The sequence below is a fragment of the Methylobacterium sp. Gmos1 genome, assembly GCF_053764715.1.
This window is the reverse complement of record NZ_JBSNCC010000013.1, coordinates 74862-97961: the sequence shown is the minus strand read 5'-3', so window position 1 is coordinate 97961 and position 23100 is coordinate 74862. Positions and strand designations below refer to the sequence as shown.

At 72.5% G+C, this 23100-nt stretch carries 22 protein-coding genes; 5 read left to right on the top strand and 17 right to left on the bottom strand.

Annotated features, from left to right (window positions below; translation table 11 throughout):
• Positions 1 to 9 precede the first annotated feature (9 nt).
• Positions 10 to 306: a hypothetical protein gene (locus ACS5PV_RS22390; protein WP_455397548.1), complete on the bottom strand. Its 297-nt coding sequence runs from the start codon at positions 304 to 306 to the stop codon at positions 10 to 12.
• A 340-nt stretch (positions 307 to 646) separates the two neighbouring features.
• On the opposite strand from ACS5PV_RS22390, the gene ACS5PV_RS22385 reads away from it, so the two are divergent.
• Together ACS5PV_RS22385 and ACS5PV_RS22380 are read left to right on the top strand one after the other, a co-directional pair.
• The gene (locus ACS5PV_RS22385; RefSeq protein ID WP_455397547.1) at positions 647 to 934 is read left to right on the top strand and encodes a hypothetical protein; all 288 of its coding nucleotides are present in this window, start codon (positions 647 to 649) and stop codon (positions 932 to 934) included.
• A gap of 317 nt (positions 935 to 1251) precedes the next feature.
• Positions 1252 to 1500 carry a hypothetical protein gene (locus tag ACS5PV_RS22380; RefSeq protein WP_455397546.1) on the top strand — a complete coding sequence of 83 codons (249 nt, stop codon included), beginning with the start codon at positions 1252 to 1254 and terminating at the stop codon, positions 1498 to 1500.
• Positions 1501 to 1880: 380 nt separating this feature from the next.
• On the opposite strand, the gene ACS5PV_RS22375 is transcribed toward ACS5PV_RS22380, so the two are convergent.
• The 8 genes from ACS5PV_RS22375 to ACS5PV_RS22340 all read right to left on the bottom strand — a co-directional run bounded on the left by ACS5PV_RS22375 (position 1881) and on the right by ACS5PV_RS22340 (position 11069).
• Positions 1881 to 2573: a response regulator transcription factor gene (locus ACS5PV_RS22375; RefSeq protein WP_455397545.1), complete on the bottom strand. Its 693-nt coding sequence runs from the start codon at positions 2571 to 2573 to the stop codon at positions 1881 to 1883.
• Between the two features lie 139 nt (positions 2574 to 2712).
• Positions 2713 to 5424: a DUF4118 domain-containing protein gene (locus ACS5PV_RS22370; protein WP_455397544.1), complete on the bottom strand. Its 2712-nt coding sequence runs from the start codon at positions 5422 to 5424 to the stop codon at positions 2713 to 2715.
• The gene (locus tag ACS5PV_RS22365) at positions 5421 to 6029 is read right to left on the bottom strand and encodes a K(+)-transporting ATPase subunit C (RefSeq protein WP_455397543.1); all 609 of its coding nucleotides are present in this window, start codon (positions 6027 to 6029) and stop codon (positions 5421 to 5423) included. Before ACS5PV_RS22365 ends, ACS5PV_RS22370 begins: the two co-directional genes overlap by 4 nt.
• 14 nt (positions 6030 to 6043) lie before the next feature.
• Complete coding sequence (gene kdpB, locus ACS5PV_RS22360) at positions 6044 to 8158, bottom strand: potassium-transporting ATPase subunit KdpB (RefSeq protein ID WP_455397542.1); 2115 nt, start codon at positions 8156 to 8158, stop codon at positions 6044 to 6046.
• 68 nt (positions 8159 to 8226) lie between these two features.
• Positions 8227 to 8415: a hypothetical protein gene (locus ACS5PV_RS22355; RefSeq protein ID WP_455397541.1), complete on the bottom strand. Its 189-nt coding sequence runs from the start codon at positions 8413 to 8415 to the stop codon at positions 8227 to 8229.
• Positions 8416 to 8417: 2 nt separating this feature from the next.
• Positions 8418 to 10136: a potassium-transporting ATPase subunit KdpA gene (kdpA, locus tag ACS5PV_RS22350; protein ID WP_455397612.1), complete on the bottom strand. Its 1719-nt coding sequence runs from the start codon at positions 10134 to 10136 to the stop codon at positions 8418 to 8420.
• A gap of 28 nt (positions 10137 to 10164) precedes the next feature.
• Complete coding sequence (locus ACS5PV_RS22345; RefSeq protein ID WP_099905332.1) at positions 10165 to 10254, bottom strand: K(+)-transporting ATPase subunit F; 90 nt, start codon at positions 10252 to 10254, stop codon at positions 10165 to 10167.
• 503 nt (positions 10255 to 10757) lie between these two features.
• Entirely contained in the window at positions 10758 to 11069 is a 312-nt protein-coding gene (locus ACS5PV_RS22340; RefSeq protein ID WP_455397540.1) for a polyhydroxyalkanoic acid system family protein, read from the bottom strand.
• Between the two features lie 295 nt (positions 11070 to 11364).
• On the opposite strand from ACS5PV_RS22340, the gene ACS5PV_RS22335 reads away from it, so the two are divergent.
• Positions 11365 to 11541 carry a hypothetical protein gene (locus ACS5PV_RS22335; RefSeq protein WP_455397539.1) on the top strand — a complete coding sequence of 59 codons (177 nt, stop codon included), beginning with the start codon at positions 11365 to 11367 and terminating at the stop codon, positions 11539 to 11541.
• A 244-nt stretch (positions 11542 to 11785) separates the two neighbouring features.
• On the opposite strand, the gene ACS5PV_RS22330 is transcribed toward ACS5PV_RS22335, so the two are convergent.
• Complete coding sequence (locus ACS5PV_RS22330) at positions 11786 to 13087, bottom strand: O-antigen ligase family protein (RefSeq protein ID WP_455397538.1); 1302 nt, start codon at positions 13085 to 13087, stop codon at positions 11786 to 11788.
• A 207-nt stretch (positions 13088 to 13294) separates the two neighbouring features.
• Here ACS5PV_RS22330 and ACS5PV_RS22325 point away from each other — a divergent pair, with 207 nt between their 5' ends.
• Positions 13295 to 13702 carry a hypothetical protein gene (locus tag ACS5PV_RS22325; protein WP_455397537.1) on the top strand — a complete coding sequence of 136 codons (408 nt, stop codon included), beginning with the start codon at positions 13295 to 13297 and terminating at the stop codon, positions 13700 to 13702.
• A 36-nt stretch (positions 13703 to 13738) separates the two neighbouring features.
• On the opposite strand, the gene ACS5PV_RS22320 is transcribed toward ACS5PV_RS22325, so the two are convergent.
• The 6 genes from ACS5PV_RS22320 to croR form a co-directional block, all read right to left on the bottom strand.
• Positions 13739 to 14938 carry an ABC transporter permease gene (locus tag ACS5PV_RS22320; protein WP_455397536.1) on the bottom strand — a complete coding sequence of 400 codons (1200 nt, stop codon included), beginning with the start codon at positions 14936 to 14938 and terminating at the stop codon, positions 13739 to 13741.
• A complete protein-coding gene (locus ACS5PV_RS22315) occupies positions 14935 to 15912 on the bottom strand; it encodes an ABC transporter ATP-binding protein (protein ID WP_455397535.1) in 978 nt (325 codons plus the stop codon). Before ACS5PV_RS22315 ends, ACS5PV_RS22320 begins: the two co-directional genes overlap by 4 nt.
• Before the next feature lie 60 nt (positions 15913 to 15972).
• Complete coding sequence (locus ACS5PV_RS22310; RefSeq protein ID WP_455397534.1) at positions 15973 to 16428, bottom strand: DUF2141 domain-containing protein; 456 nt, start codon at positions 16426 to 16428, stop codon at positions 15973 to 15975.
• Positions 16429 to 16493: 65 nt separating this feature from the next.
• Positions 16494 to 18065, bottom strand: a complete 1572-nt coding sequence (locus tag ACS5PV_RS22305; protein WP_455397533.1) for a phytoene desaturase family protein — start codon at positions 18063 to 18065, stop codon at positions 16494 to 16496.
• 179 nt (positions 18066 to 18244) lie between these two features.
• Positions 18245 to 19048: a TrmH family RNA methyltransferase gene (locus tag ACS5PV_RS22300; RefSeq protein WP_455397532.1), complete on the bottom strand. Its 804-nt coding sequence runs from the start codon at positions 19046 to 19048 to the stop codon at positions 18245 to 18247.
• 277 nt (positions 19049 to 19325) lie between these two features.
• Complete coding sequence (gene croR / locus ACS5PV_RS22295) at positions 19326 to 19787, bottom strand: 3-hydroxybutyryl-CoA dehydratase (protein WP_455397531.1); 462 nt, start codon at positions 19785 to 19787, stop codon at positions 19326 to 19328.
• A 393-nt stretch (positions 19788 to 20180) separates the two neighbouring features.
• Between croR and ACS5PV_RS22290 the strand changes: the two genes are divergently transcribed.
• On the top strand, positions 20181 to 21857 hold the full coding sequence (locus tag ACS5PV_RS22290; RefSeq protein ID WP_455397530.1) for a methyl-accepting chemotaxis protein: 1677 nt from the start codon (positions 20181 to 20183) through the stop codon (positions 21855 to 21857).
• Between the two features lie 102 nt (positions 21858 to 21959).
• Here ACS5PV_RS22290 and ACS5PV_RS22285 read toward each other — a convergent pair whose 3' ends face one another.
• Positions 21960 to 23072 (bottom strand): alpha/beta hydrolase, encoded by a 1113-nt coding sequence (locus ACS5PV_RS22285; protein ID WP_455397529.1) that lies wholly within the window; start codon positions 23070 to 23072, stop codon positions 21960 to 21962.
• Positions 23073 to 23100 lie beyond the last annotated feature (28 nt).

Sequence of the window (23100 nt, the reverse complement as noted above, 5' to 3'; positions counted from 1 at the left end):
GCCGAAGGCTCAGGCCGCGCGCCGGGCGAGGAAGCTGCGGGCCTCGGTGCCGCCGCGCAGGAAGCCGTAGACCAGCACCGGCCAGCAGAACAGCAGCACCGCCAGCGCCACCGGCATCTGCCAGCCGACGATCGCCCCGACGATGCCCGCCGCCGAGCCGACGAAGCGGAAGTAGAATACCGGCACCGCAACCACGAGGGCGACGAGGACCGGCACGCCGAGCACCGCCGTCAACCCGGCCTGCACCGCCAGGAGGTTGGTCACACCCATGGCCAGGAAAACCAGGAAGGCGGCTATCTGCGTCATCGGACCCTGCTCTCGCGCTCTGCGAACCGTGCAGGGCCACACAGACAGGCGAGCATGGCTTTTTGTGGGGCGCCGGGGCGGTGGGAGCCGATTTTGCGCCCCCGTGCCGCGCGGAACCGGCCGGCGTGGAACGTTCTTGCATCGACACCGCGATCCGAAGATGAAAATTGCCGATCCCGAGACATAAACGAAGTCGGCAAACAGAATTCAATCCCGAACCGGAAGATATTCTCCGCCATCATGTGTGCGAACGCACATTGATCCGGCCGACCACGACTTAGATCCCGCGTCGATCGGCGCCGCACCATTGCGGCCGGCCACGCAACCGACGAGATCGACGATGACGAAGACGACCCTGCTCCTCGCCGGGGCGACCCTGCTCGCCGCCGCCACCGCCCAGGTCCAGCCGGCGCAAGCCCAGTCGGCGAAGGAGATCTACAGCTACAAGGCCCCCTCCGGCATGTTCAGCGAGGGCACCACGAAGTGGGACATGTACCGCTTCATGGCGATCGACCACGAGCAGCAGGAGGCCAAGGCCGCCGCAGAAGCCGCAGCCGGCCGGACCGCCTCGGTGCCGGCGGTCGAGGGCCGGGCGACCGCCCATGCCCGGCTCCGCGGCCGGCACTGATCGCGCACATCAGCCCTCGCATCCGCCTTGCGGAGCGCGACGCCCCGCCGGCCCCGATCGGGCCGGCGGCCGGGAGTGGCCCGGCTGCCACAGCCGTGTCGGCCGCGCCTTCATCTAACCGTCATCTCCTTTTCCAGCCGCACCGGCTTCGATCAGTCTATCCACAGGGCGGACGGTCACAGATCCGCAGGTTCAACAATGCAGGGGGCATGATGGACGCGCGGGCGTTGCTCACCCAAGTCCACGCCAACATCGGAGCGACGTGCGACCGCGCGGTTCGACAGGCCTCATTGATCGAGACCCGGGAGCGGAACGGATTGCCGGCCGACCACGAGCGGAATGTCCTGCGCGGCATGCGCGTGTCGCTCGGCCTGGAGTACCACCACGAGGACCTGCTGCTGGCCGCGATGGCGGACGAGGGCCACCCCGCGCCGCCGGCCCGCCGCGCCTGCCATCGCGGCACCGGCGAGGATTGCCCGCTGCCGGTGCGCTGCTGCGCGACGCTGGCGGCGGCCGTCAGGCTCCCGTCGCGGGGCGCCTGGTCGCAGGCCGCCGCGGCGCGCTGATTCGGGCGCGGGCCCGGAATCCGGCGCCCGCGGGTGCCCGGGGGCGAGGCGCCGCCGCCACAGCCGCCACCAACCCGCCCTCCCGCGAGACCCCGCTCCCCTCGGGCGGCCGTCCCGTCCCGGGGCGCTGTGGCGCCGGTGCACTGGCGGCCGGCCCGGGGCGGTCCTCTCGTATGGCGAGACCACGGAGCCCCCGCATTGCCCACGCCGTTGCCCATCCCGTCGGACGCACCGCTCTTTCTCCACCTCGCCGGGTCGCTGGCCTTCGTCGCCGTCGCCGGTCGCGGCATCGGCTGGGCCCTCGACGCCTGGGTGCGGCGCGCACCGGAGGCCGCGGCGCCCGCCGAGCCGGTGAAACCGGCCGGACCTGCGACGTCCGATCAATCCGGCGCCCGCATCCGGTAGCCGACCCCGGTCTCGGTCAGGATGTAGCGCGGGCGCTCGGGCTCGGGCTCGAGCTTCTGGCGCAGCTGGCGCACGTAGACCCGCAGGTATTGCGGGTCGGCGGCCGTGCCCCAGACCTCCCGCAGCAGGTGGGCGTGGGTGAGCACCTTGCCGGCATGGTGCACGAGCAGGCGCAGCACGTCGTATTCCTTGGGCGACAGCTTCACCTCGCGCTCGCCCACCCGGACGATCCGGCGCACCAGGTCGACCGAGAGCTCGCCGGCGCGAAAGACCGGGCGCTCGCCGGCGACCGCGAGCTGATGGCGCAGCGCGTTGCGCATCCGCGCGAGCAGCTCGTTCATGCCGAAGGGCTTGGTGACGTAGTCGTCGGCCCCGAGATCGAGCGCCTCGACCTTGCCGGCCTCGTCGTCGCGGCTCGACAGCACGATCACCGGCAGGTCGGGCTTCAGGGCGCGGATCCGGGCCAGGAGCTCGTGGCCCTTGATGTCCGGCAGGCCGAGATCGAGGATCGCGAGCGCGAAGGCCTCCCGCTCCAGGAGTTCCAGGGCGGTGCGGCCGTTTGGCGCCTCCGCCACGTCGTAGCCCTGGCTGGTCAGGCCCACGCGCAGGAGCCGGCGGATCGGCGGCTCGTCGTCGATCACCAGGATGCGGATGTCGGTCACGCTCATATCCCTGTGCTCTGCCGTCGACATGTCGACGGCAGAGGGTCCGGCGCAAGAGCGCCTGGCGCCTGTCGGCGCAAACCCGTTCGGGCTTGCCTCGCCCTCCCGGACGTATCCGTCCGACAGGGCTGCGGTGTGACGTGCTTCATGCGGCATCGTCCAGGGCGGCGCGGGGCACCGGGAAGGTCAGGGTGAAGGCGGCCCCGGGACCGTCGCCCCGGTTGCGGGCGGTGATGCGCCCGCCCATCGCCTCGACGAAGCCGCGGGAGATGGCAAGCCCGAGGCCCGTGCCGGCCCGGACCCGGTCGCTCTTCCTCACCCGGTAGAAGGTGTCGAAGATCCGCTCCTCGTCGCCCGCCGGGATGCCCTCGCCCTCGTCGAGGATCCGCAGGGCCACCGCGTCGCCGTCGCGCCAGCCCTCGACCCGCACCAGGCTGCCCTCGGGGGCGTACTTGGCGGCGTTGTCGAGGAGGTTGAACAGCACCTGCTCCATCAGCACCGCGTCGAGGCTCAAGCTCGGCAGGCCGGGCCGCAGCGCCAGCGCCACCCGGTGGGCGCCCAGGATCTTGGCCGCCCGCTCCAGCGCCGTGCCGACGATCTCCCCGAGGTCGTGGGGGGCGAGGTTCGGGGCGAGCGCCCCGGATTCGAGCTTCGTCATGTCGAGGAGGTTGGCGATGAAGCGGTTCAGGCGCTCGGCCTCGTCGATCATCGTCGCGAGCAATTCTCCTTTCGCCGCCGGGTCGAGGGCGTCCCCAAGGTCGCGCAGGGTCGTCGCCGAGCCGAGCACGGCGGCGAGCGGGGTCTTGAGGTCGTGCGAGAGCGACGACAGCAGGGCCTGGCGCAGGCGGTCGGTCTCGGCCGAGCGCCGGGCGCGGTCGAGGTCCTCGACGAGGTGGACCCGCTCGATGGCGAGCGCGCCCTGGTCGGCGAGCGCGTCGAGGAGGCGGCGCTGGTCGGGGGTGAGGAGCGGCCCCGGCTTGTCGCCGTCGAGCCCGACCACCCCGACCATGCCGCGGCCGGTGCGCAGGGGCAGGAACAGGCGCTTGGCGCCCGGCAGGGTGTCGGCGCCCCGTCCCGCCGGGCGGCCGTGGTCGAAGGTCCATTTCGCCGCCGCGAGGTCGGCCTCGTCGAGGAAGTCCTCGGGCGGATAGCCCGCCATCACCGTCACGGTGCCCTCGTTCGCTCCGTCCATCTGGGGCAGGAGCAGCACCACCCGCAGGCGCAGCATCAGGGCGATCTGGTAGGCGGTGGCCCAGAGCACGTCGTCGAGTGTGCCGCAGCCCGCGAGCTTGCGCGAGAAGCCGTAGAGCGCCTCCGTCGCCTTGCTGCGCGTGCGCGAGATCGTCGCCTCGGCGCGCACCCGCGCGGCGAGGTTCGAGACCACCACCGCCACCAGGGTGAAGAAGAACAGGGCGACGACGTTGGTCGGGTCGGCGATGGTGAAGGTGTAGAGCGGCGGCAGGAAGAAGAAGTTGTAGGCGAGCGACGAGGCCACGACCGCGGCGAGCGACGGGTAGAGCCCGAAGCGCACCGCCACCGCCACGACCGCGGTGAGGAAGACGAGGTCGGTGCTCTCGTGGCCGAGCGAGGTTTGCAGCGCGAGACCGAGACCCAGCGCGGCGCCGACCGCGGCCAGCGCCGCGGCGTAGGGCAGGAGGCTCGGCCGGGGTGCGGCGGCAGTGCGCACGCCCTTGTGGGCGGCGGGCTCGCCGGCGACCTCCTCGCCCGCCACGACGTGGACGCTGATCGAGCCGGAGCGGCGCAGGAGGTCGTGCACCACCGAGCCGTTGACGAGCTCGAACCAGCGCGAGCGGGTCGACTTGCCGATCACCACGTGGGTGGCGTTGTGCTCGCGGGCGAACCCGATCACGTCGTCGGCGATCCGGCCCTGGCTCGGCAGGGTCGCGGTCTCCCCGCCGAGGCGCTCGGCGAGCCGAAGCGTATCGGCGATGCGGTCGCGCTCGGCCTCGCTCAGGGACGCGCTGCGCCGGCTCTCGATGGTGAGCGCCGTGAACGGCGCCCGCAGCCGGTCGGCCAGCCGCTTGGCGTAGCGCACGAGGCTCCCCGAGCGCGGGTCCTCGCTGACGCAGACCAGCACCCGCTCGCCCGCCGCCCAGGGGCCGGGGATGGCGTGGGCCCGCATGTGGGTGACGAGCTGGTCGTCGACCTGCTGGGCGGTGCGGCGGAGCGCGAGTTCGCGGAGCGCCGTGAGGTTGCCGGGCGAGAAGTAGTGCTTGAGCGCCCGCTCGGCCTGGCGCGGCAGGTAGACCTTGCCCTCGCGCAGGCGCTGGATCAGGTCGCCGGGGGAGAGGTCGATCACCTCGATGTCGTCGGCCCGGTCGAGGATCGAATCCGGCACCGTCTCGCGCACCCGGATCCGGGTGATCTGCGCCACCACGTCGTTCAGGCTCTCGACGTGCTGGATGTTGAGGGTGGTGTGGACGTCGATGCCGGCCTGAAGCAGCTCCTCGACGTCGAGGTAGCGTTTGGGGTGGCGCGAGCCCGGGGCGTTGGTGTGGGCGAGTTCATCCACCAGCGCCAGACGGGGTTTTCGCGCCAGCAGCCCGTCGAGGTCCATCTCGTCGAACGTGCCGCCGCCATACGGGACGATGCGGCGAGGCAGCACCGCGAGCCCCGCGACCAGGGCCTCGGTCTCGGGCCGCCCGTGGGTCTCGACCACGCCCACCACCACGTCGACGCCCTCGCGCAGGCGCGCATGGGCCGTGGTCAGCATCTCGTAGGTCTTGCCGACCCCCGGCGCGGCGCCGAGGAAGATTTTCAGGCGCCCGCGCCCGGGCGCCTCCCGGCGCGCCTGCGCCAGGAGGGCGTCGGGCGAAGGACGCAAGCCGTCCCTCATCGGGCCTGTCGTGCGTCGAGGGCGCGGTTGAGGGCCAGCACGTTGACCCGCCGCTCGCCGAGCACACCGAGGCTCGGCTCCTGGATCTGCCCGGCGACGAGGGCGCGCAAGGCATCCTCGGAGACGCCGCGGGCGGCCGCCACCCGGGGCACCTGGAACAGGGCGGCCTCTGGCGAGACGTCCGGGTCGAGGCCCGACCCCGAGGTGGTGACGAGGTCCTGCGGCACCGGGTCGGCGGGGTTCTCCGCCTTGAGGGTCGCGATGTCGGCCTTCACCCGGTCGATCAGCGCCGGGTTGGTCGGCCCCAGATTGGCGCCGCCGGAATTGGCGGCGTTGTAGGGCGCGGCCACGGTCTTTGCGGCATCCGCGGGATCGGGCGCCACGGTCGCCGAGGGGCGGCCGTGGAAGTAGCGCGCGCTGGTGAAGCTCTGGCCGATGAGAGCGGAGCCGATCAGCGTGCCGTCGGGAGCGCGGACGAGGCTGCCCTCGGCCTGCGCCGGGAAGAGGCGCCCGGCGATGCCCGTCATGGCGAGCGGGTAGGCGAGGCCGGTGACGAGGGTCAGGCCGGTGAGGAGCACGAGGGCGGGGCGGAGGTGCCGGAGCATGGCGGGCGTTCCATTCAAGCCAGGTGGAGGGCGCTCACGGCGAGGTCGATCACCTTGATGCCGGCGAACGGCACCACGATCCCGCCGAGACCATAGATCAGGAGGTTGCGCCGCAGCAACGCGGCGGCGCCGACGGCGCGGTAGCTCACCCCGCGCAAGGCGAGCGGGATCAGCGCCACGATGATCAGCGCGTTGAAGATGATCGCCGACAGGATCGCGCTCTGGGGCGAAGCGAGCCCCATCACGTTGAGGGCCTGGAGCTGCGGGTAGAGCCCGACGAACATCGCCGGGATGATGGCGAAGTACTTCGCCACGTCGTTGGCGATCGAGAAGGTGGTGAGCGCGCCGCGGGTCATCAGCAGCTGCTTGCCGATCTCGACGATCTCGATGAGCTTGGTCGGGTCGGAATCGAGGTCGACCATGTTGCCGGCCTCGCGCGCCGCCACCGTGCCGGTGTTCATCGCCACGCCGACATCGGCCTGGGCGAGCGCCGGCGCATCGTTGGTGCCGTCGCCGCACATCGCCACGAGCTTGCCTTGCGCCTGTTCCTTGCGGATCAGCGCCAGCTTGTCCTCGGGCGTCGCCTGGGCGAGGAAGTCGTCGACGCCGGCCTCCGCCGCGATGGCCGCGGCGGTCATCGGGTTGTCGCCGGTGATCATCACCGTGCGGATGCCCATCCGGCGCAGCTCCGCGAAGCGCTCCCGGATGCCGCCCTTGACGATGTCCTTGAGGTGGACGACCCCGAGGAGCCTGCCGTCGCGGGCCACTGCCAGCGGCGTGCCGCCGGCCTTGGCGATCTCCTCGGCGATGGAGCGGACTTCCGCCGCCGCCGCCGGATCGAGGCGGGGTTGCAGCACCCGGGCCGCGGCGCCCGCGCCGACGAGCGCCGGGGCGGCGTCCAGGCTCGCGATCACCGCCTCGACCGCGCCCTTGCGGATCGACGACCCGTCGATGTCGATGCCCGACATCCGCGACTGCGCGGTGAAGGGCACGAAGGTGGCCGACAGGCTCGCCATGTCGCGGGCGCGCAGGCCGTGCGCCTCCTTGGCCAGCACCACGATCGAGCGGCCCTCCGGGGTCTCGTCGGCGAGCGAGGCGAGCTGGGCCGCATCCGCCAGCGTGCCGGGGGTGACGCCCCGCACCGGGCGGAACTCGGTCGCCTGGCGGTTGCCGAGCGTGATCGTGCCGGTCTTGTCGAGGAGGAGGGTATCGACGTCGCCCGCCGCCTCGACGGCGCGGCCCGACATGGCGAGCACGTTGAAGCGCACCAGCCGGTCCATGCCGGCGATGCCGATCGCCGAGAGCAGCGCCCCGATCGTGGTCGGGATCAGGGTGACGAACAAGGCCACCAGCACCGCGAGCGGGATCGCGCCGCCGGCATAGGCCGAGAAGCTCGGGATCGAGCCGACCGCGAACACGAACACGATGGTGAGGCCGGCAAGCAGGATGTTCAGCGCGATCTCGTTGGGGGTCTTCTGCCGGGCCGCGCCCTCGACGAGGGCGATCATCCGGTCGATGAAGGTCGAGCCGGCCGCCGCCGTGATCCGCACCCGGATCCAGTCGGAGAGCACCTGCGTGCCGCCGGTCACCGCCGAGCGGTCGCCGCCGGATTCGCGGATCACGGGAGCGGATTCGCCGGTGATCGCCGCCTCGTTGACCGAGGCGATGCCCTCGATCACCTCGCCGTCCGACGGGATCACGTCGCCGGCCTCGACCAGCACCACGTCGCCGACCTTGAGGCCGGCACCGGGCACGGTGTCGTAGTCCGTCCGCGGGCCGCCGATCGCGGCGGCGGGGCCGGTCAGGAGCTTTGCGGTCGTCTCGGTGCGGGTGCGGCGCAGGGACTCGGCCTGCGCCTTGCCGCGCCCTTCCGCCACCGCCTCGGCGAAGTTGGCGAACAGCACGGTGAACCACAGCCAGAGGATGATCTGGCCGGTGAACGCCAGGTCCTGGCCGCCGGTGACGAGGTCGCGGACGAACAGCAGGGTGGTGAAGGCCGCCACGACCTCGACCACGAACATCACGGGGTTCTTCACCATCTGGCGCGGGTCGAGCTTGGTGACCGCGCCGAGGCAGGCCGGCCCGATCAGGGCGGCGCTGAGGAGGGAGGGTTTGTGGGACTGGGCCATGATCCTTGCGATCCGGATGAGCCGGGAGGACGGCGGCGCTCAGGCGCCGCCGGGAACGTCGGGTGAGGTCAGGGCGCGAGCGCCGCGCTGCCGAGCATGATCGCCGACCAGATCGCGCCGGTGCCGAGCAGCGCGAGGCCGGTGAGCGCCAGGACGATGTCGCAGGGCCGCAAGAGCGACCGGTCGGGGCGCGGGCCGGAGCGCGGCCGGTGCCGGGAGAGCCCGCGGCGGATGCGGGTGGCGTGAGCGGTGGTCATGGTCAGCCCCCCGCCGCCGCGAAGGTCTGGCCGGCCGCCCCCGCCAGGTGCTCGACGATCGGCCCGAGCGCCAGCGACGGGAAGAAGGTCAGGCCGCCGACGATCAGGATCACCCCGACGAGGAGGCCGACGAACAGGCCACTATGCGTCGGGAAGGTCCCGGCCGAGGCCGGCACCGTCTTCTTCGCCGCGAGCGAGCCGGCGATGGCCAGCGCCGGGATGATGACGAAGAACCGCCCGACCAGCATCCCGGCGCCCAGCGTCAGGTTGTAGAACGGGGTGTTGCCCGACAGCCCCGCGAAGGCCGAGCCGTTGTTCGCCGCCGCCGAGGTGAAGGCGTAGAGGATCTCCGAGAAGCCGTGCGGACCCGCATTGGCCGGCCCCGCCAGCCCTGCCGGCAGCACGGTGGCGAGCGCCGTGAAGCCGAGCATCATCAGCGGCAGGCAGAGGATGGCGAGCATCGCCATCTTGACCTCGCGCGCCTCGATCTTCTTGCCGAGGTATTCCGGCGTGCGCCCGACCATCAGCCCGGCGACGAAGATCGCCACCACGACGAAGACCAGCATGCCGTAGAGCCCGGCGCCGACGCCGCCGACGATGATCTCGCCGAGCTGCATGTTGACGAGCGGGATCAGGCCGCCGAGCGCCGTGAAGGCGTCGTGCATGGCGTTGACCGCGCCGCAGGAGGCGGCCGTCGTCACCACCGCGAACAGGGCCGAGCCGGGGATGCCGAAGCGCAGCTCCTTGCCCTCGAGGTTGCCGCCCTGGAGCCCTAAGCCATTCAGGAGCGGGTTGCCGGCGCCCTCCGCCCCGTAGGTGATCGCGGTGCCGGCGAGGAACAGCACGCCCATCGCGGCGAGGATCGCCCAGCCCTGGCGCTCGTCCCCGACCATGCGGCCGAACACGTTGGTGAGCGCGGCGCCTAAGCCGAAGATCGACACCATCTGGACGAAGTTCGACAGCGCGGTCGGGTTCTCGAACGGGTGGGCGGCGTTGGCGTTGAAGAAGCCGCCGCCGTTGGTGCCGAGCATCTTGATCGCCACCTGGCTCGCCACGGGGCCCAGCGCGATCGTCTGCTTGGCCCCTTCCAGCGTCGTGGCCTCGGCGTAGGGGCTCAGCGTCTGCGGCACGCCCTGCCAGACCAGGAACAGGGTGTAGACGATGCAGAGCGGCAGCAGCACGTAGAGGGTGCAGCGGGTGAGATCGACCCAGAACGAGCCCACCGTGCGGGTGGAGGCCCGGGCAAAGCCCCGGATCAGCGCCACGGCGAGCGCGATGCCGGTCGCCGCCGAGAGGAAGTTCTGGTGCGTCAGCCCCAGCATCTGGGAGAGGTAGGAGAGGGTGCTCTCGCCGCCGTAGTTCTGCCAGTTGGTGTTGGTGACGAAGCTCACCGCGGTGTTGAAGGCGAGGTCGGGCGCCACCGCGCCCTGGTCGGCGGGGTTGAACGGCAGCAGGCCTTGCAGCCGCAGGATCCCGTAGAGCAGCACGAAGCCCGCGGCGTGGAAGACCAGCATCGCGCCGGCATAGGCCAGCCAGTGCTGCTCGTGGGCCTCGTCGATGCCGGCCAGCCGATAGAGGCCGCGCTCGACCGGGCGCAGGACGGGCGAGAGGGGGGTGCGCGCGCCGGTGAAGACACGGGTCATGTAGAGACCCAGCGGCTTCACCAGGGCGAGGACGACCGCGCAGAACATCGCGATCTGGAGCCAGCCCGAGAGAGTCATGCTCGAGAGAGTCATGGGGGGCGCTCCTCTAGAACCGCTCGGGCCGCACGAGGGCGTAGGCGAGGTAGGCGAGCAGCCCGAGGGTCATGAGGCCGCCGAGCCCGTAATCGAGGGTCATCGCGGGCCTCCTCACAGGCGTTCGCACAAGGCGGCGTAGCCGAGGGACAGGGCGAAGAAGCCCAGGGCCCCCGCCAGCATCAGGAAATCGAACATCGGTGTCCCCGTCGGGCGGCGCGGGGATGACCGGGCGCCGCCGCAATCGAACCGGACCGTGAGCCACGGTCCCGGTCCCGGAGATCCACCCGAACGCATAGGGATTCGAGAGGGAGGCGGGGGGCGCGATATCAAGGCGGCATAAAGACGGGCGGGATTAGGGGGCGCCGCGCGGCCCGGAGCCCATGGCGGCCGATCCCATCCATCGCGCGCGAGTGCACCTCACGAAACTCCCGCTGCGCTGGCGCCGCCCCATCGAGCGACGCCGGTGACCGGGAGTTTCATGAGAGACACCAAAACCCCCGGCGACGCGCCTCGCGGGGATCTCCGCGAACGGGGGCGAGGAGTGGAACGATGCGGCCGGCCGGGCTGGACCATCAGGCTTTTATCGAGGCCGGACGGCCCGCTTCAGGCCGCCAGGAGCTGCCCGCCCTTCTCGGCGATGACCTCGCGCACCTTGCCCGAGAACATCCCGAGCAGCAGCGGCAGGCGGACCTCGACCCGGGCGGCCTCGTCCTCGACCGCGATGGTGCCGCTGACCGTCTGGCCCATGGCGCCGACCACGAACGCAAGGGTGTCGCCGTCCCAGACCGGATCCTGCATCGTGAGGCCGGCCTTCTGCACCAGCTCCCGGCCCTGGCCCAGGCGGTCGTCGATGCGCCGGCGCGCCTCGGCCCGGCCGAGCTGGTGGGGAATCACAACGACCAGGGGCTTCGCCATCACCGTCTCCGCGGCCCCTCCGGGCCGGCTGCAGGGCACGATGCTCCGGCGGCGCCGAATCATCCGCCGGTGAAATTCACCATGCCGGAGGGGAATTCAATCCGCGCACGCCGCTGAGGAACCGGGGCGGGGGTTGCGGACCGGTGCCGGGGACGGGCGACCGTTGCGGCCGGGCGTCACGCCCCGCCCCATCCGGCGCGGGCCGACGAGGAATGCTGTCCAAGCCGCCCGGCTTGGCGTAGGGGGAATCCCGGGCGAGAGGGGCGCACCGCGCCCGACGAGCGGAGACGGGTCTTTGAGCGCGATCGAGCGGGGAATCCTCGGCGCCATCGCCGTGTGCATCGCGGCCACGGCCGCCTTGTGGTGGCTGGCGATGCCGGACGAGCCGGTTCGGGCCCTGCAGGACGGCCTCGGTGCTGCGGCGCTCGCCACCATCATCGCGGGCGCGGCCGTCCGGCGCTCGCCCGAATGATGCGATTTCCGGACGATTCCTGCCGAAAATCGCATCGCAAGCCCGCGCGGCGCCTGAGCGAAGCCGATTTCCGCGTTGCGAAAGCGATCCGGCAGGGTCGCCGGAAGCAATCAGTCGGACATCGCATGAGGGGCCGGTGACGCCTGCCGGACGGCGCCTCGCCGCGCGCCTGGCGCGCTGGCTCGCCGCCGGGCTCGTCGCCTACGCCGTGCTCTGGATCGCATTCCACCTGCGCTGAAGGGCGTCAGGCCGGCAGCGCCACCGGCCGCAGGCGCAGGCGCCGCCGCCCCGTCACCGCGCAGGCGCCGCCGATGACGAACCACATGTACCAGGTCGGCACCAGGTAGTAGAGCATGTTGTCCGAGTAGGCCATCGACAGGTAGGCGGCCGTCATCGCCAGGATCATCCAGGCCCAGCGCTCGCCGCGCAGGATCAGCCCGGCCGTCGCGACGAACACCCGGGCGTAGAGCCAGAGATAGGCGGCAAGGCCGATCACCCCGGTCTCGAACAGGAACTGCACGTAGACGCTGTGCGAATCGATGGAGTCGTTCTCGAGCGGCAGCGGGAAGAACTGCGCCACGTAGTGCCCGAAGCTCGACAGGCCCCAGCCGAACAGCGGCCGCTCCCAGAACCAGGTCATGGCGCCCTGCCACAGCAGCAGCCGGAAGGCGTAGGAGTTCAGCTTCTCGTAGGCGTCGGCGGTCTGGCCCTGCTGCAGGTCGGCGAGGCGCTCGGCGAATTCCGGCACCGCCAGCAGCGCCACCGGCAGGCTCAGGAAGTAGAGCAGGGTGCGCCGGTCGAAGAGGAGCCCGTGGGTGACGAGGATCAGGCCGGCCCCGGCCCAGGCGCTGCGGGTCTTGGTGAGCAGGATCAGCCCGAGCAGGACCGGGACGTAGAGCACCAGCGCCCGGCGCAGCCGCGGCGCGAGCGCGAAGCCGTGGCCGGATCCCTTGGCCGATCCCTTCCCCGATCTCTTGCCCGTCAGCAGCGTCAGGACGACCGCCAGGATCGTCATCAGGTAGAAGGCGTAGATGTTGGGATGCGGGAAGCTGCTGGAGACCCGGAGCCCGTCCTCGCCGTACTCCGCCCAGCCCATGGCGAGCTGCAACCCGGCGTAGAGCGTCGGCGCGACCGAGCCGGCGACGATGATCAGCAGGAAGCGGCGCAGGTCGGCGCGGTCGCGCACGAAGGTGAAGGCCAGGAGGCAGAAGGCGGCGTGGGTGGCGAGCAGCAGCGTCAGCCGGATCGCCGCGCCCGGATCGGGCGCGACCTGCGACGAGACGAGGCAGACCAGGAGCAGCGGCAGCCACAGGGCCAGGGTGGGGCCCGGGCTCACCCGCGGCCGGGTGACCACGCAGGCGACGGCCACCACCAGCACCGCGAGGTTCACCGCCGCGCCGACGCCCATGTCCTCGACGCCGCCGGACTTGGTCAGGCTGAAGACCGGATCGAGGGCCGAGCGCGTCAGCAGCACCGCCTCGACGAAGCGCCGCGGCCCGACGAACCAGGCGAAGAGGATCAGGAGGGCGCTGGCGGCGATCAGCATCGGTCGTCCCACTCCCGGATCGGGCCGGCGCCCTGCATAACCGCGCCGAGGCTTCGGCGGAGCGCCGCAAAAGGGAGAGGCCTTCCCCCGCAAGGCGTAGGGCGGCGCCGGTTCCCGCTGCGGCAGGGTTCCCGCTGCGGCAGGTGTCGCGCCGGGACTGCGGTGCTGCTAAGCTGGGGCCATCCGAATCCGGACACCTGATCGACGATGCGCCTCCCCCTCGCCTCCCTGCTCCTCCTCGGCGCGCTCGCCGCCCCGGCCCACGCCCAGACGACGGCGCCGGCCCCGAACCCGTTCGGCCCCGGCGCGGCGCGCCCGAACCAGGCGCCGCCGCCGAACCCGCCCGCCATCCCGGCCAAGCCCGCGGCCCCGGCGGCGCAAGCCCCGGCTCACACGGCTCCCGCCGGCCAGCACGCCCCGGCCGCCGGCGCGATCTTCCCCACCGCCGTCGCGCCGAAATACGCCAAGGAGCCGGTCGGCAGCGCCCGCCAGCACACCTGCCTCGACCAGTACAACGCCAACAAGGCGGCCGGCGGCGCCGGCAACGGCGGCCTGAACTGGATCGAGAAGGGCGGCGGCTACTACTCTGAGTGCAACAAGCGGCTGAAGGGCTGAGGACGTACCGGGCGATCGCGTCCGCGATCGCCCCCCTCACGCCCGCGGCGGGCCGGGGGCCGGCCGCGCCGTCAGCGCCAGCGCCGTGCCGAGACCCGCCGCGGCGAGCAACGCCAGCACCGTCCAGGCCGGCCAGGCGGCCCCGGCGCCCTCGGCCAAAGCCGCCTGGTAGGCCTCGATCGCCCAGGCGTTGGGGGTGAGCCAGCCGAGGCTCTGGAGCCAGGGCGGCATCAGGAAGCGCGGCACCATGCTGCCGCCGACCGCCGAGAGCAGCAGCACCCCGAAGGTCGAGACGAGGTGGGCCTGCTGGCGCGTGCGCGCCGCCGCGCAGGCGGCAAGCCCCAGGCCCGCCGCCATGGCGGCGACCAGGACCCCGGTGACGAGCCAGGACGCGGCGTGCGGCCCGATCGAGACGCCGTAGATCAGCGCCGCCGCCCCGAAGATCAGCGCCCCCTGCACGACGCCCTGGAGCACCAGGAACAGGAACTTGCCGAGCACCACCACCGGCAGGCCGCCGGGGGCGGCGGCGAGGCGGTCGGCGATGCCGGACTGGCGCTCCTCGACGAGCGACAGGGCGCCCTGCATGGCGGCAAACAGCAGGAACACCGCCGCGATCGCCCCGGCGTAATAGGCGACCCGAGCATTCCCGCCGTGACCCTCCGCCGTCGAGGTGCGCGCCACCAGGGCGGCGAAGGAGAAGGCCTCGCGCTTCTCGCGGCTCTCGGCGAAGGCTTTGTCCAGGAAGGCGCGCTCGTCCGGGCCGATCTTGCCGGTGCGCTCGACGTCGGCGACGACCCGCGACAGGACCACGTCGGGCAGGGCCTCGTTGAGCACCCGTTGCACCTGGCCGAGCGCGATCGGGGTGGCGAGCGCCCGCGCCGGGCTCTCGACGACGAGGATCGGCGCATCCGCCGAGCCGCTCCCCGCCGCGAGGTCGCCGCGCAGCACGAGCGCCACGTCGACCTCGCCCCGGCGCACCGCCGCGACGGGATCGCCGTCGAGGAGCGTGGTGCGCAGGGCCGGATCGGCCTGGAGCGCGGTCACGAGGCGGCCGGTCGTGGCGGTGCGGGCCTGGTCGAGGAGCCCGACCTGGATGCGGATCCGCTCGCCGACGGCGCCGGAGAAGATCGCCGCGAAGACGCAGAAGATCACGGTGGGCAGCACGAAGGCCATCACCAGGGCGGCGCGGTCGCGCCACAGGGTGAGCAGCATCACCCGGAACGCGGCGACGATCATGCGGGGACCCCGGCGAGGACGGGCGCGTCGGGCGGTGCCCCCGCGGTCACGTCGCGGTAGAGCACGTCGAGGCCCGGCTCGCGCACCCGGATCTCCCGCACCGGCACGCCGTGGCGGCGCAGATGCGCCAGCAGGGCCGCGCCGTCGCGCCCGCCCGCCACCGCGTCGCCGGCGCGCCAGGTCGCCCGCCAGGTGAGCGGCGAGGCCGGTTGGAAGCCCGCCTGGCGGAGCGCCGCGGCGGCGGCCGGCCCGGCGGCCTCGGCGAGCGCCACCTCGTGCTCGGGCGGACCGGCCCGCAGGCCGGCGAGCAGGTCGGCGAGGCGTCCGTCGAGGCGCAAGGCGCCGTCCTGGAGCACCAGGACCCGGTCGGCCAGGCGCTCGGCCTCGGAGAAGTCGTGGGTGGCGATCAGGACGGCGGCGCCCGTCCCGGGCAGGCGCTCGAGCACGGCGTGGATCGCCGCCCGGGCGGCCTGGTCGACCCCTTGCGTCGGCTCGTCGAGGAGGACGAGGGCGGGCTCGGCGAGCAGCGCCACCGCGATGTTGGCCCGGCGCTGGTAGCCGCCCGACAGCACCCCGACGAGGCGGCCCGCCACCGCGTCGAGTCCCGCCCGCGCCAGCGCCCGGACCACCGCCGGCTCCCGCGCCGCCCGGGGCAGGCCGGCGAGGCGGGCGAACACCTCGAGGTTCTCGCGCACGGTCAGGCGCGGGTAGAGGGCGATCTCCTGCGGCACCCAGGCGATGGCGCGCCGCACCCCGGCCTCGCGCGCCGGATCGCCGCCCGCCACCCGCACGCTGCCGCGGTCGGGCACGAGGCGGCCGGCGAGAAGCCGCATCAGCGAGGTCTTGCCGGCGCCGTTGGGGCCGAGCAGGGCCACGGTCTCGCCCCGCGCCAGGGCGAGGTCGACGCGATCGAGGACCCGGCGGTTGCGGTACGAGAAGGCGAGGTCGCGCACGCGCGCCGCTGGATCGGGCATCATGCCGTCAGGACAGCAGGGCTTTGCGGCATTCCGAGGGAGTGCCACCACCGGGCCGGGCTACCGCGCCGGCAGGGCGCGGGAGAGCCGCACCCGCAAGCTCGTGCCCGGCTCGGCCAGCCGGAACGCGGCGTCGGAAAAATCCGGGCGGCCGCGGCGGCCGGCGCCGTTCGAGAAGCCGTACGGCTCGGTCGGCAGCCCGAGACCGGTGCGGCCGAGGCGGCCGTCGCCGTCGAGGTCCTGGAACGCCGCCACCGCGTAGGTGCCCGGCGGCACGTCGGAGAAGCCGAAGCGCAGGCTCTGGGCCACGGCCGGGCCGCTCTGGCCGATGCGGCAGGAATCCTCGGCGAGCGATCCCGTGCAGAGCGCGACGAAGACCCGCCCGGCGCCGGCCTCGACCCCGTCGACCTCGACCGAGAGGCCTGCAGCGGCCGCGGGCGCCGCCAGCACGGCCAGCACGGCGGCGACGGCGAGAGCAGCGTCCGATCGCGTTGCGATCGAACGCTGCTCTCGCACGTTGTTTTCGCCGCATCTTCTGCGACAAACCGGTATCCACTTCGTCGGAAAATGCTCCAAGCGCCTCACGAGGCCTCCCCGAGGCTCGGGGCGGGGCTGAGCGGCATTCCGCGGGCGGGCACGGTCTGGAGCGCCAGGTCCTCGGCCATCAGCCGCGCGGTGATGCGGGCGCCCTCGTAGATCACCGGCAGGCCGGAGCCCGGATGGGTGCCGCCGCCGACGAGGTAGAGCCCGGGCCCGAAGCGGTTGTGGGGCCGGAAGTACAGCATCTGCCCGAGGTCGTGCGACAGGTTGAAGGTCGCGCCCTCGTGCACCGCGAACTCGTCGCGCCACTGGGTCGGGTCGACCACGCGCTCGTAGCGGATGCGCGACTCGATGTCGTGAAGCCCGAGCTTCTCCAGCCGCTTGAGCACCAGCGCGCGGTAGGATGGGCCGACGCTCGCCCAGTCGATCCCGGCGCGCAGGTTCGGCACCGGCACCAGCACGTAGAGGCTGGTGTGGCCGGGCGGCGCCATGCCGCCGTCGGTGTAGCCGGCATGCTGGACGTAGATCGAGGGCTGCATCGGCAGCACCCCGTCGGAGACCTCGCGGATGTTGCGGGCGTAATCCTCCGACAGGAGGATGGTGTGGTGGCCGAGGCTGTCGGGCATCGATCCCTCGATGCCGAGATAGAGCATGTAGGTCGAGCAGGAGAGCCGCGCCTTCTCCACCTTGGCGTTCCGCCAGCGCGGCCGGCGCTCCTCGGGCACCAGCTCGGGCACGACCTTGGCGAAGTCGCCGTTGATGACGACCGCGTCGGCACCGATGCGCTCCCCCCCGACCTCGACGCCCACCGCCCGCTTGCCCTCGAACAGCACCCGGTCGACGCTCGTGCCGAGCCTGATCTCGACGCCCATGCGGCGGGCGAGCCCGGCCATGGCCTCCGAGACCGCGCCGCAGCCGCCCACCGGGTGGTAGACCCCGTGCTCGTATTCGAGGAAGCTCAGGATCGTGAACAGGCTCGGGCACCGGAACGGCGACATCCCGAGGTACTTGGTCTGGAACGAGAAGGCGAGGCGGACCCGCGGGTCCTTGAAGTAGCGCTTGAGGTCGCGGTCGACGGTGGAGTGCGGGCGCAGCAGCGGCAGGGCCGCCAGCATCGCCGGGGAGACGAAGCTGCGCAGCGAATCGCAGGCCTGCTGCAGCACCGGGATGAAGGCCGCGAGCTTGTGGCGGTTGTCGTCGAGGAAGCGGCGGACGTTCCTGGCGTCGAGGGGCGCGATGCGGGCGATCTCGGCCTCGAGGCGTTCCACGTCCGGCGTCGCCCGGATCTCGCCGCCGCCCTCGAAGACGAGGTGGTATTGCGGATCGAGCCGCTCGAGGGTGAGGTGGTCCTCCAGCCGCTCGCCGCAGGATTCGAAGATGTCGGCCAGGATGCGCGGATAGAGGAAGAAGGTCGGCCCGATGTCGAACTTGTAGCCGCCCGGCGCCGTGACCGTGCGGGTGCGCCCGCCGACGCTCTCCTCCTTCTCGATCAGCGTCACCTGCACGCCGTCGCGCGCGAGCATCAGCGCCACCGCGAGGCCGCCCGGCCCCGCCCCGACCACCACAGCCCGTCGCCCCGACAGGGTGCGGTACCCATCCCGCGGCTGCAACAACGCTCCACCTCCTGCCTGACCGACGACGGTTGCCCGTGCGTACGGCCTAGTTTTGGTGCGCGGACTTGAGCCGGCAATGGCTGCGCATTGTCGCGGTGGGGGTGGGGTGGAGATTTTCCTCGGGTGTGGCGGCTCGCCGTTGCCGGACGCGCAAGAGCCGATCGACGCGCCGAGTTCGGTCAGCCCGCCGCCAGTCGCCCCCCGCCGAGCCGGTGCAGGGCCACCGCCCCCGCCACCGCGACGTTGAGCGAATCGACCCCCGGCGCCATCGGGATCGCCACCCGGCGGGCGCGGGCCATCAGCGGCTCGGGCAGGCCGGGGCCCTCGGTGCCCAGCAGCAGCAGCGCGCGGGGCAGGGGCGGCAGTCCCGCGATATCCTCGCCCCGGGGCGAGAGGGCGAGCGGCACGAGCGCGTGTCGCTCGCACAGGGCGAGGAGGTCGTCGCCGGTCGGCAGGCGGGCGAAGGGCATGGTCAGGCTCGTGCCGGCCGAGACCCGGATCGCCTTGCGGTAGAGCGGGTCGCAGGTCTCCGTATCGAGCAGCACCGCGTCGGCCCCGAAGGCGGCGGCATTGCGGAAGATCCCGCCGACATTGTCGTGGTTGGCCAGGCCCACGAGGCTGACGAGCAGGGCCGGGCCCGCCGGCACCAGAGCGTCGGGCGAGGGCTCGGGCCCGCGCAGGCCCACCGCCAGCACGCCGCGATGGATCGGGAAGCCCGCCACCGCCCCCATCACCGCCTTCGCGGCGAGGTAGACCGGCGCGTCGAGGGCGTCGAGGATCGGCGCCAGCCCGGGCAGGCGCTCGGGCGAGACGAGCACCGACTCGACCCGGAACCGGGCATTCCCCGAGAGCAGCACCCGCAGCACCACCTCGCCCTCGGCGATGAAGCGCCCCTCGCGGCCGACGAGGTCGCGCTCGCGCATCCGCGTGTAGGCGGAGAGCCGAGGGTCGTCGGGGTCGTCGATCGGGATCGGGGTCATCACCGGGCCGGGCTATCCTCGGGGCGGCCCCACTTCAACCCGCAACTCATACCAATGGCCCAGGATGCTGACGCATCGGACCATTGATCCATCCCGAATTTTCGACACCAAGCCAAAGGCTTGGCGAAAATTCGAGAACGGAACCAAAGGTCGTTTTCAACGACCGTTGGTATCATACGATTTCCGATTGATCGCTTCGCGATGCGGAAATCGGCCTCGCTCACGCGCCGCGCGGGCTCGTGATACGATTTCCGAACTGATCGACCGGAATTCGTATCACTCAGCCCTTGCGGGCGGCGAGCGGATCGGCCTCGGCTTTCGTCGGCACCTTCACCAGGGCCTCGCCGTCGAGCACCGTCTCGCCGTTGACGGCGCAGGTGCAGGTGAGGCGGGCGCGGCGGCGCTCCGGCACCAGCTCGGCCACCTCGACGGTGACGTCGACGGTATCGCCGATGCGCACGGGCGCGCGGAAGTTGAGGCTCTGGCTGATATAGACCGCGCCGGGGCCGGGCAGGCGGGTGCCGAGCACCGCCGAGATCAGGCCTGCGGTGTACAGGCCGTGGGCGATGCGGGTGCCGAACGGCGTGCGGGCGGCGAAGTGCTCCGAGAGGTGGATCGGGTTGCGGTCGCCGGTGATCTCGGCGAAGCCCACCACGTCGGAGGCCGCGATGGTCTTCGACAGCGTCTCGGACAGGCCGACGCTCAGGTCTTCGAAGTACAGCACGCGCAGTTCGGGCATCATCGGCGTCTCTCCCGGTCGTTCTTCTGCCGCGGCCGCGAGGGACGGCCGGCGGCTCGCGGCGGCGCCGTCACGGCCGGGGATGCCCGGCGTCGCACGGGAGGGGGCGGAGATCCAGTGGCGAAATGGTCGGAGAGGACCGGACGCGCGGCAGCCGGTCCCGCCCGTCCCTTGCGGAAGGCAGGGCCATCAAGGGAAGACGGACCGGCATTGTAAATTATTTCCTCTTGGTAATTCAAACACAGTACGGCAATTCAGGCGGCCGAGCAATACGGTCACCCAACGCGATCCGGCGCGCGCAGAAACCGCGGGATTTGCGATCATTAACGTAATTTTAGCGATACTGGTGCGACACCGCGGGCTTCCTCCCCTGTCCGACCATTGGCGATTCTTTCCATGCGCATGTCCCTGAAGAGCAGCCTGACCGGCCTGTTCGGGATCCTCCTGCTGCTGAGCCTGGTGCAGGGCGGGGTCTCCCTGTGGAAGCTCGACTCGATCGAGACCCGCATCGCCAAGCTCGCCGACGACGCGATGCCCTCGATCAACGAGGCCCACGCGATCAACGCCCTGGTGATGCGCGCCCGGCTCTGGCAGTTCCGCTTCATCACGGCCGGGGCCGAGGCTGAGGCCGAGAAGGCGCTCGCGACCAAGCGCTTCTCGGAGATGGACGCGGCGCTCGGCGAGCGGATGACGCGCTACCGCACGCTGATCAGCTCGCCCGCCGAGCAGGACACCTTCGGCGATCTGACCGCGAAGATCGCCGCGTTCCGGGCCGACTGGGACCGCCTCAAGGGGCTGCCGAGCCAGGCCGAGATCGGCGCCTTCTTCCGCGGCCCGATGAACGCGACCTACCTGGCGACGATCGACGTCGCCGGCAAGCTCGTGTCGCTCAACACCGCCGCCGGCGCGCAAGCGGGCGAGGCCGCCCGGGCCGAGCGGGCCGAGGCCAGCCGCGCCACCGTGGCGGCCTTCGCGGTCTCCGTCCTGATCACCCTCGCGGCGGTGCTGTTCTGCCTCATGCGCATCGTCCGGCCCCTCGGCCGCATGACCGGCGCGATGCGCCGCCTCGCCGAGGGCGACGCCGAGACCGCGATCCCCGGCGCCGGGCGCCGGGACGAGCTCGGCGACATGGCCGGAGCGCTCGCGGTGTTCCGCGACAACCTGATCCGCACCCGCCAGCTCGAGGAGGAGACCGCGCTCGCCCGCGCCGGGGCCGAGGCGCAGCGCCGCCAGGCGATGCACGAGATGGCTGACGCCTTCGAGCGGGCGGTCGGCGGCATCGTCGGCGCGGTCACCTCCGCGGCCACCGAGTTGCAGGCCACCGCCCAGGCCATGACGCTGACCGCGCAGGAGACCGCCGGCCAGTCGGGCGGCGTCGCCGCCGCCGCGGCGCAGGCCGCCGAGAATGTCGGCACCGTGGCGGCGGCGGCCGAAGAGCTCGGCGCCTCGGTCCAGGAGATCGGCCGCCAGGTCGACGGCTCGGCCCGGCTCGCCGGCGCCGCCGTGCGCGAGGCGGGCGAGAGTGCCACGCAGGTCCGCGCGCTGACCGAGGCCACCGCCCGCATCGGCGACGTGGTCGGGCTGATCTCGTCGATCGCCGCCCAGACCAACCTGCTCGCCCTCAACGCCACCATCGAGGCGGCCCGCGCGGGTGCGGCGGGACGGGGCTTCGCGGTGGTGGCCGCCGAGGTCAAGGAACTGGCCGGCCAGACCGCGCGGGCGACCGAGGAGATCACCGGCCAGATCGCGGCGATCCAGGCCTCGACCGGCCAGGCGGTCGGCGCGATCAGCGGGATCACCGCCCGGATCGAGGAGATCTCTGGCGTCGCGACCTCGATCGCCGCGGCCGTCGAGGAGCAGGGCGCGGCGACCCAGGAGATCGTGCGCAACGTCTCCCAGGCGGCGGCCGGCACCAGCGAGGTGACGACGAACATCGCCGGCGTCGCGCGGGCCGCCGACGAGACGGGCGCCGCGGCGAGCCAGGTGCTGGGCGCGGCCTCCGAGCTGTCGCGCCAGTCCGAGCACCTCTCGGCCGAGGTCGCGCGCTTCCTCGATACGGTGCGGGCGGCGTAACCGCCGCACTGGCCCGACGCGCCGCCAGGACTTTCCCGGGGAGACGTTCTCGGGCAAGGACGTTCCTCGAAGCGCCGCCCCGGGAGACCGGGGCGGCGTTCGTCAGTTCAGCGCCTGCGGGTCGGCCTCGGTCAGGAAGGCCGCGACCTCGCGGAAGAACTGCATCCGGTTCTTCTCCATCATCACCGTGTGGGTGCCCTCGCCGAGCTCGACGAAGCGCTTGTAGGGGGCGCGGGTGAGGCGGGCGAAGTACTCCTGCGCCTGGTAGCTCGGCAGGTCGGCGTCCCACTCGGCATGGATGACGAGCGTCGGCACCCGGATCTCGCCGGGATCGACCTGCGGCCGTCCTGCCTCCCAGTAATCCCGCGAATCGGCGACGACGCCGTTCGGCGCCCGCAGGACCGGCGGCGACTGCGCCGCGCCGGCGGCGTCGGTGGCGAAGGTGGCGTCGGCCCATTGCTCGAACCAGCCGGGCGGGATCAGGCTCGCCTGGGCCTCCGCCGGAACGTCCTTGAGCCAGCGCGCCCGCGCGCTGTCGCGGCTGACGGTGCGGTAGGCGCCGAGCGGGCCGCTCGTGCCGATCGGCGGGGGCGTGCGCGCGAGCCATTGCGGCGCGTAGAGGACGAGGCGGTTGACCTTCTCGTTGTGGGTGCTGGTGTAGAGCCCCATGGTCGAGGTGCCCCAGGACCAGCCCATCAGGTCGATCTTCTCGACGCCGCGGCGCTCGCGGATGAAGTCGACCACCTGCCCGACCACCGCCGCCGCGTCGGGCGTGCGCATGAAGGGCTTGCCCTCGGCGGCCGGACGGCTCATCGCCGCCGGGCGGCCCGAGAGGCCGTAGCCCGGCAGGTCGACGAGGTAGACGTCGAAGCCGAGGTCCGCGAGGTAGTCCATCATCGACAGCCCGGCGAGCGGCAGGTCGAAGGCGGTCGAGGCCGGGTAGGTCGCGCCGTGGACGTAGAGCAGGATGCGGTCGGCCGCGAAACGCTCGGTGCCGGCCGGGCGCTTGTTGCGCACGTAGACCGTGACGCCGTCCTCCGGGCCGGGCAGGCGGAACTCCTCCATCTGGAGCCGGGCCGCTCCGGGTCGCGCCGGCGAGGCGGCGCCGTCGGGCGGGGCCTGCGCCGCGGCGGGCGCCGCCGCGAGGGCGCCGAGGCCGGCGAGGACGAGGCGGCGGGCCGGCCCGGAGGCGGGCGGCCGTGACGAGGCGGGCATGGGTGTCTCCTCCTCCCGCCTGTCGCCG

Bases quoted from the DNA above. Each gene is read 5' to 3' on its own strand.
- ACS5PV_RS22385 (WP_455397547.1), top strand. From the start codon at position 647: ATGACGAAGACGACCCTGCTCCTCGCCGGGGCGACCCTGCTCGCCGCC.
- croR (WP_455397531.1), bottom strand. From the start codon at position 19,787: ATGATGCCCGAACTGCGCGTGCTGTACTTCGAAGACCTGAGCGTCGGC.
- ACS5PV_RS22340 (WP_455397540.1), bottom strand. From the start codon at position 11,069: ATGGCGAAGCCCCTGGTCGTTGTGATTCCCCACCAGCTCGGCCGGGCC.
- ACS5PV_RS22330 (WP_455397538.1), bottom strand. From the start codon at position 13,087: ATGCTGATCGCCGCCAGCGCCCTCCTGATCCTCTTCGCCTGGTTCGTC.
- ACS5PV_RS22320 (WP_455397536.1), bottom strand. From the start codon at position 14,938: ATGATCGTCGCCGCGTTCCGGGTGATGCTGCTCACCCTGTGGCGCGAC.
- ACS5PV_RS22290 (WP_455397530.1), top strand. From the start codon at position 20,181: ATGCGCATGTCCCTGAAGAGCAGCCTGACCGGCCTGTTCGGGATCCTC.
- ACS5PV_RS22345 (WP_099905332.1), bottom strand. From the start codon at position 10,254: ATGACCCTCGATTACGGGCTCGGCGGCCTCATGACCCTCGGGCTGCTC.
- ACS5PV_RS22315 (WP_455397535.1), bottom strand. From the start codon at position 15,912: ATGCCCGATCCAGCGGCGCGCGTGCGCGACCTCGCCTTCTCGTACCGC.
- ACS5PV_RS22375 (WP_455397545.1), bottom strand. From the start codon at position 2,573: ATGAGCGTGACCGACATCCGCATCCTGGTGATCGACGACGAGCCGCCG.
- ACS5PV_RS22390 (WP_455397548.1), bottom strand. From the start codon at position 306: ATGACGCAGATAGCCGCCTTCCTGGTTTTCCTGGCCATGGGTGTGACC.
- ACS5PV_RS22370 (WP_455397544.1), bottom strand. From the start codon at position 5,424: ATGAGGGACGGCTTGCGTCCTTCGCCCGACGCCCTCCTGGCGCAGGCG.
- ACS5PV_RS22355 (WP_455397541.1), bottom strand. From the start codon at position 8,415: ATGACCACCGCTCACGCCACCCGCATCCGCCGCGGGCTCTCCCGGCAC.
- kdpA (WP_455397612.1), bottom strand. From the start codon at position 10,136: ATGACTCTCTCGGGCTGGCTCCAGATCGCGATGTTCTGCGCGGTCGTC.
- ACS5PV_RS22285 (WP_455397529.1), bottom strand. From the start codon at position 23,072: ATGCCCGCCTCGTCACGGCCGCCCGCCTCCGGGCCGGCCCGCCGCCTC.
- ACS5PV_RS22365 (WP_455397543.1), bottom strand. From the start codon at position 6,029: ATGCTCCGGCACCTCCGCCCCGCCCTCGTGCTCCTCACCGGCCTGACC.
- ACS5PV_RS22325 (WP_455397537.1), top strand. From the start codon at position 13,295: ATGCGCCTCCCCCTCGCCTCCCTGCTCCTCCTCGGCGCGCTCGCCGCC.
- kdpB (WP_455397542.1), bottom strand. From the start codon at position 8,158: ATGGCCCAGTCCCACAAACCCTCCCTCCTCAGCGCCGCCCTGATCGGG.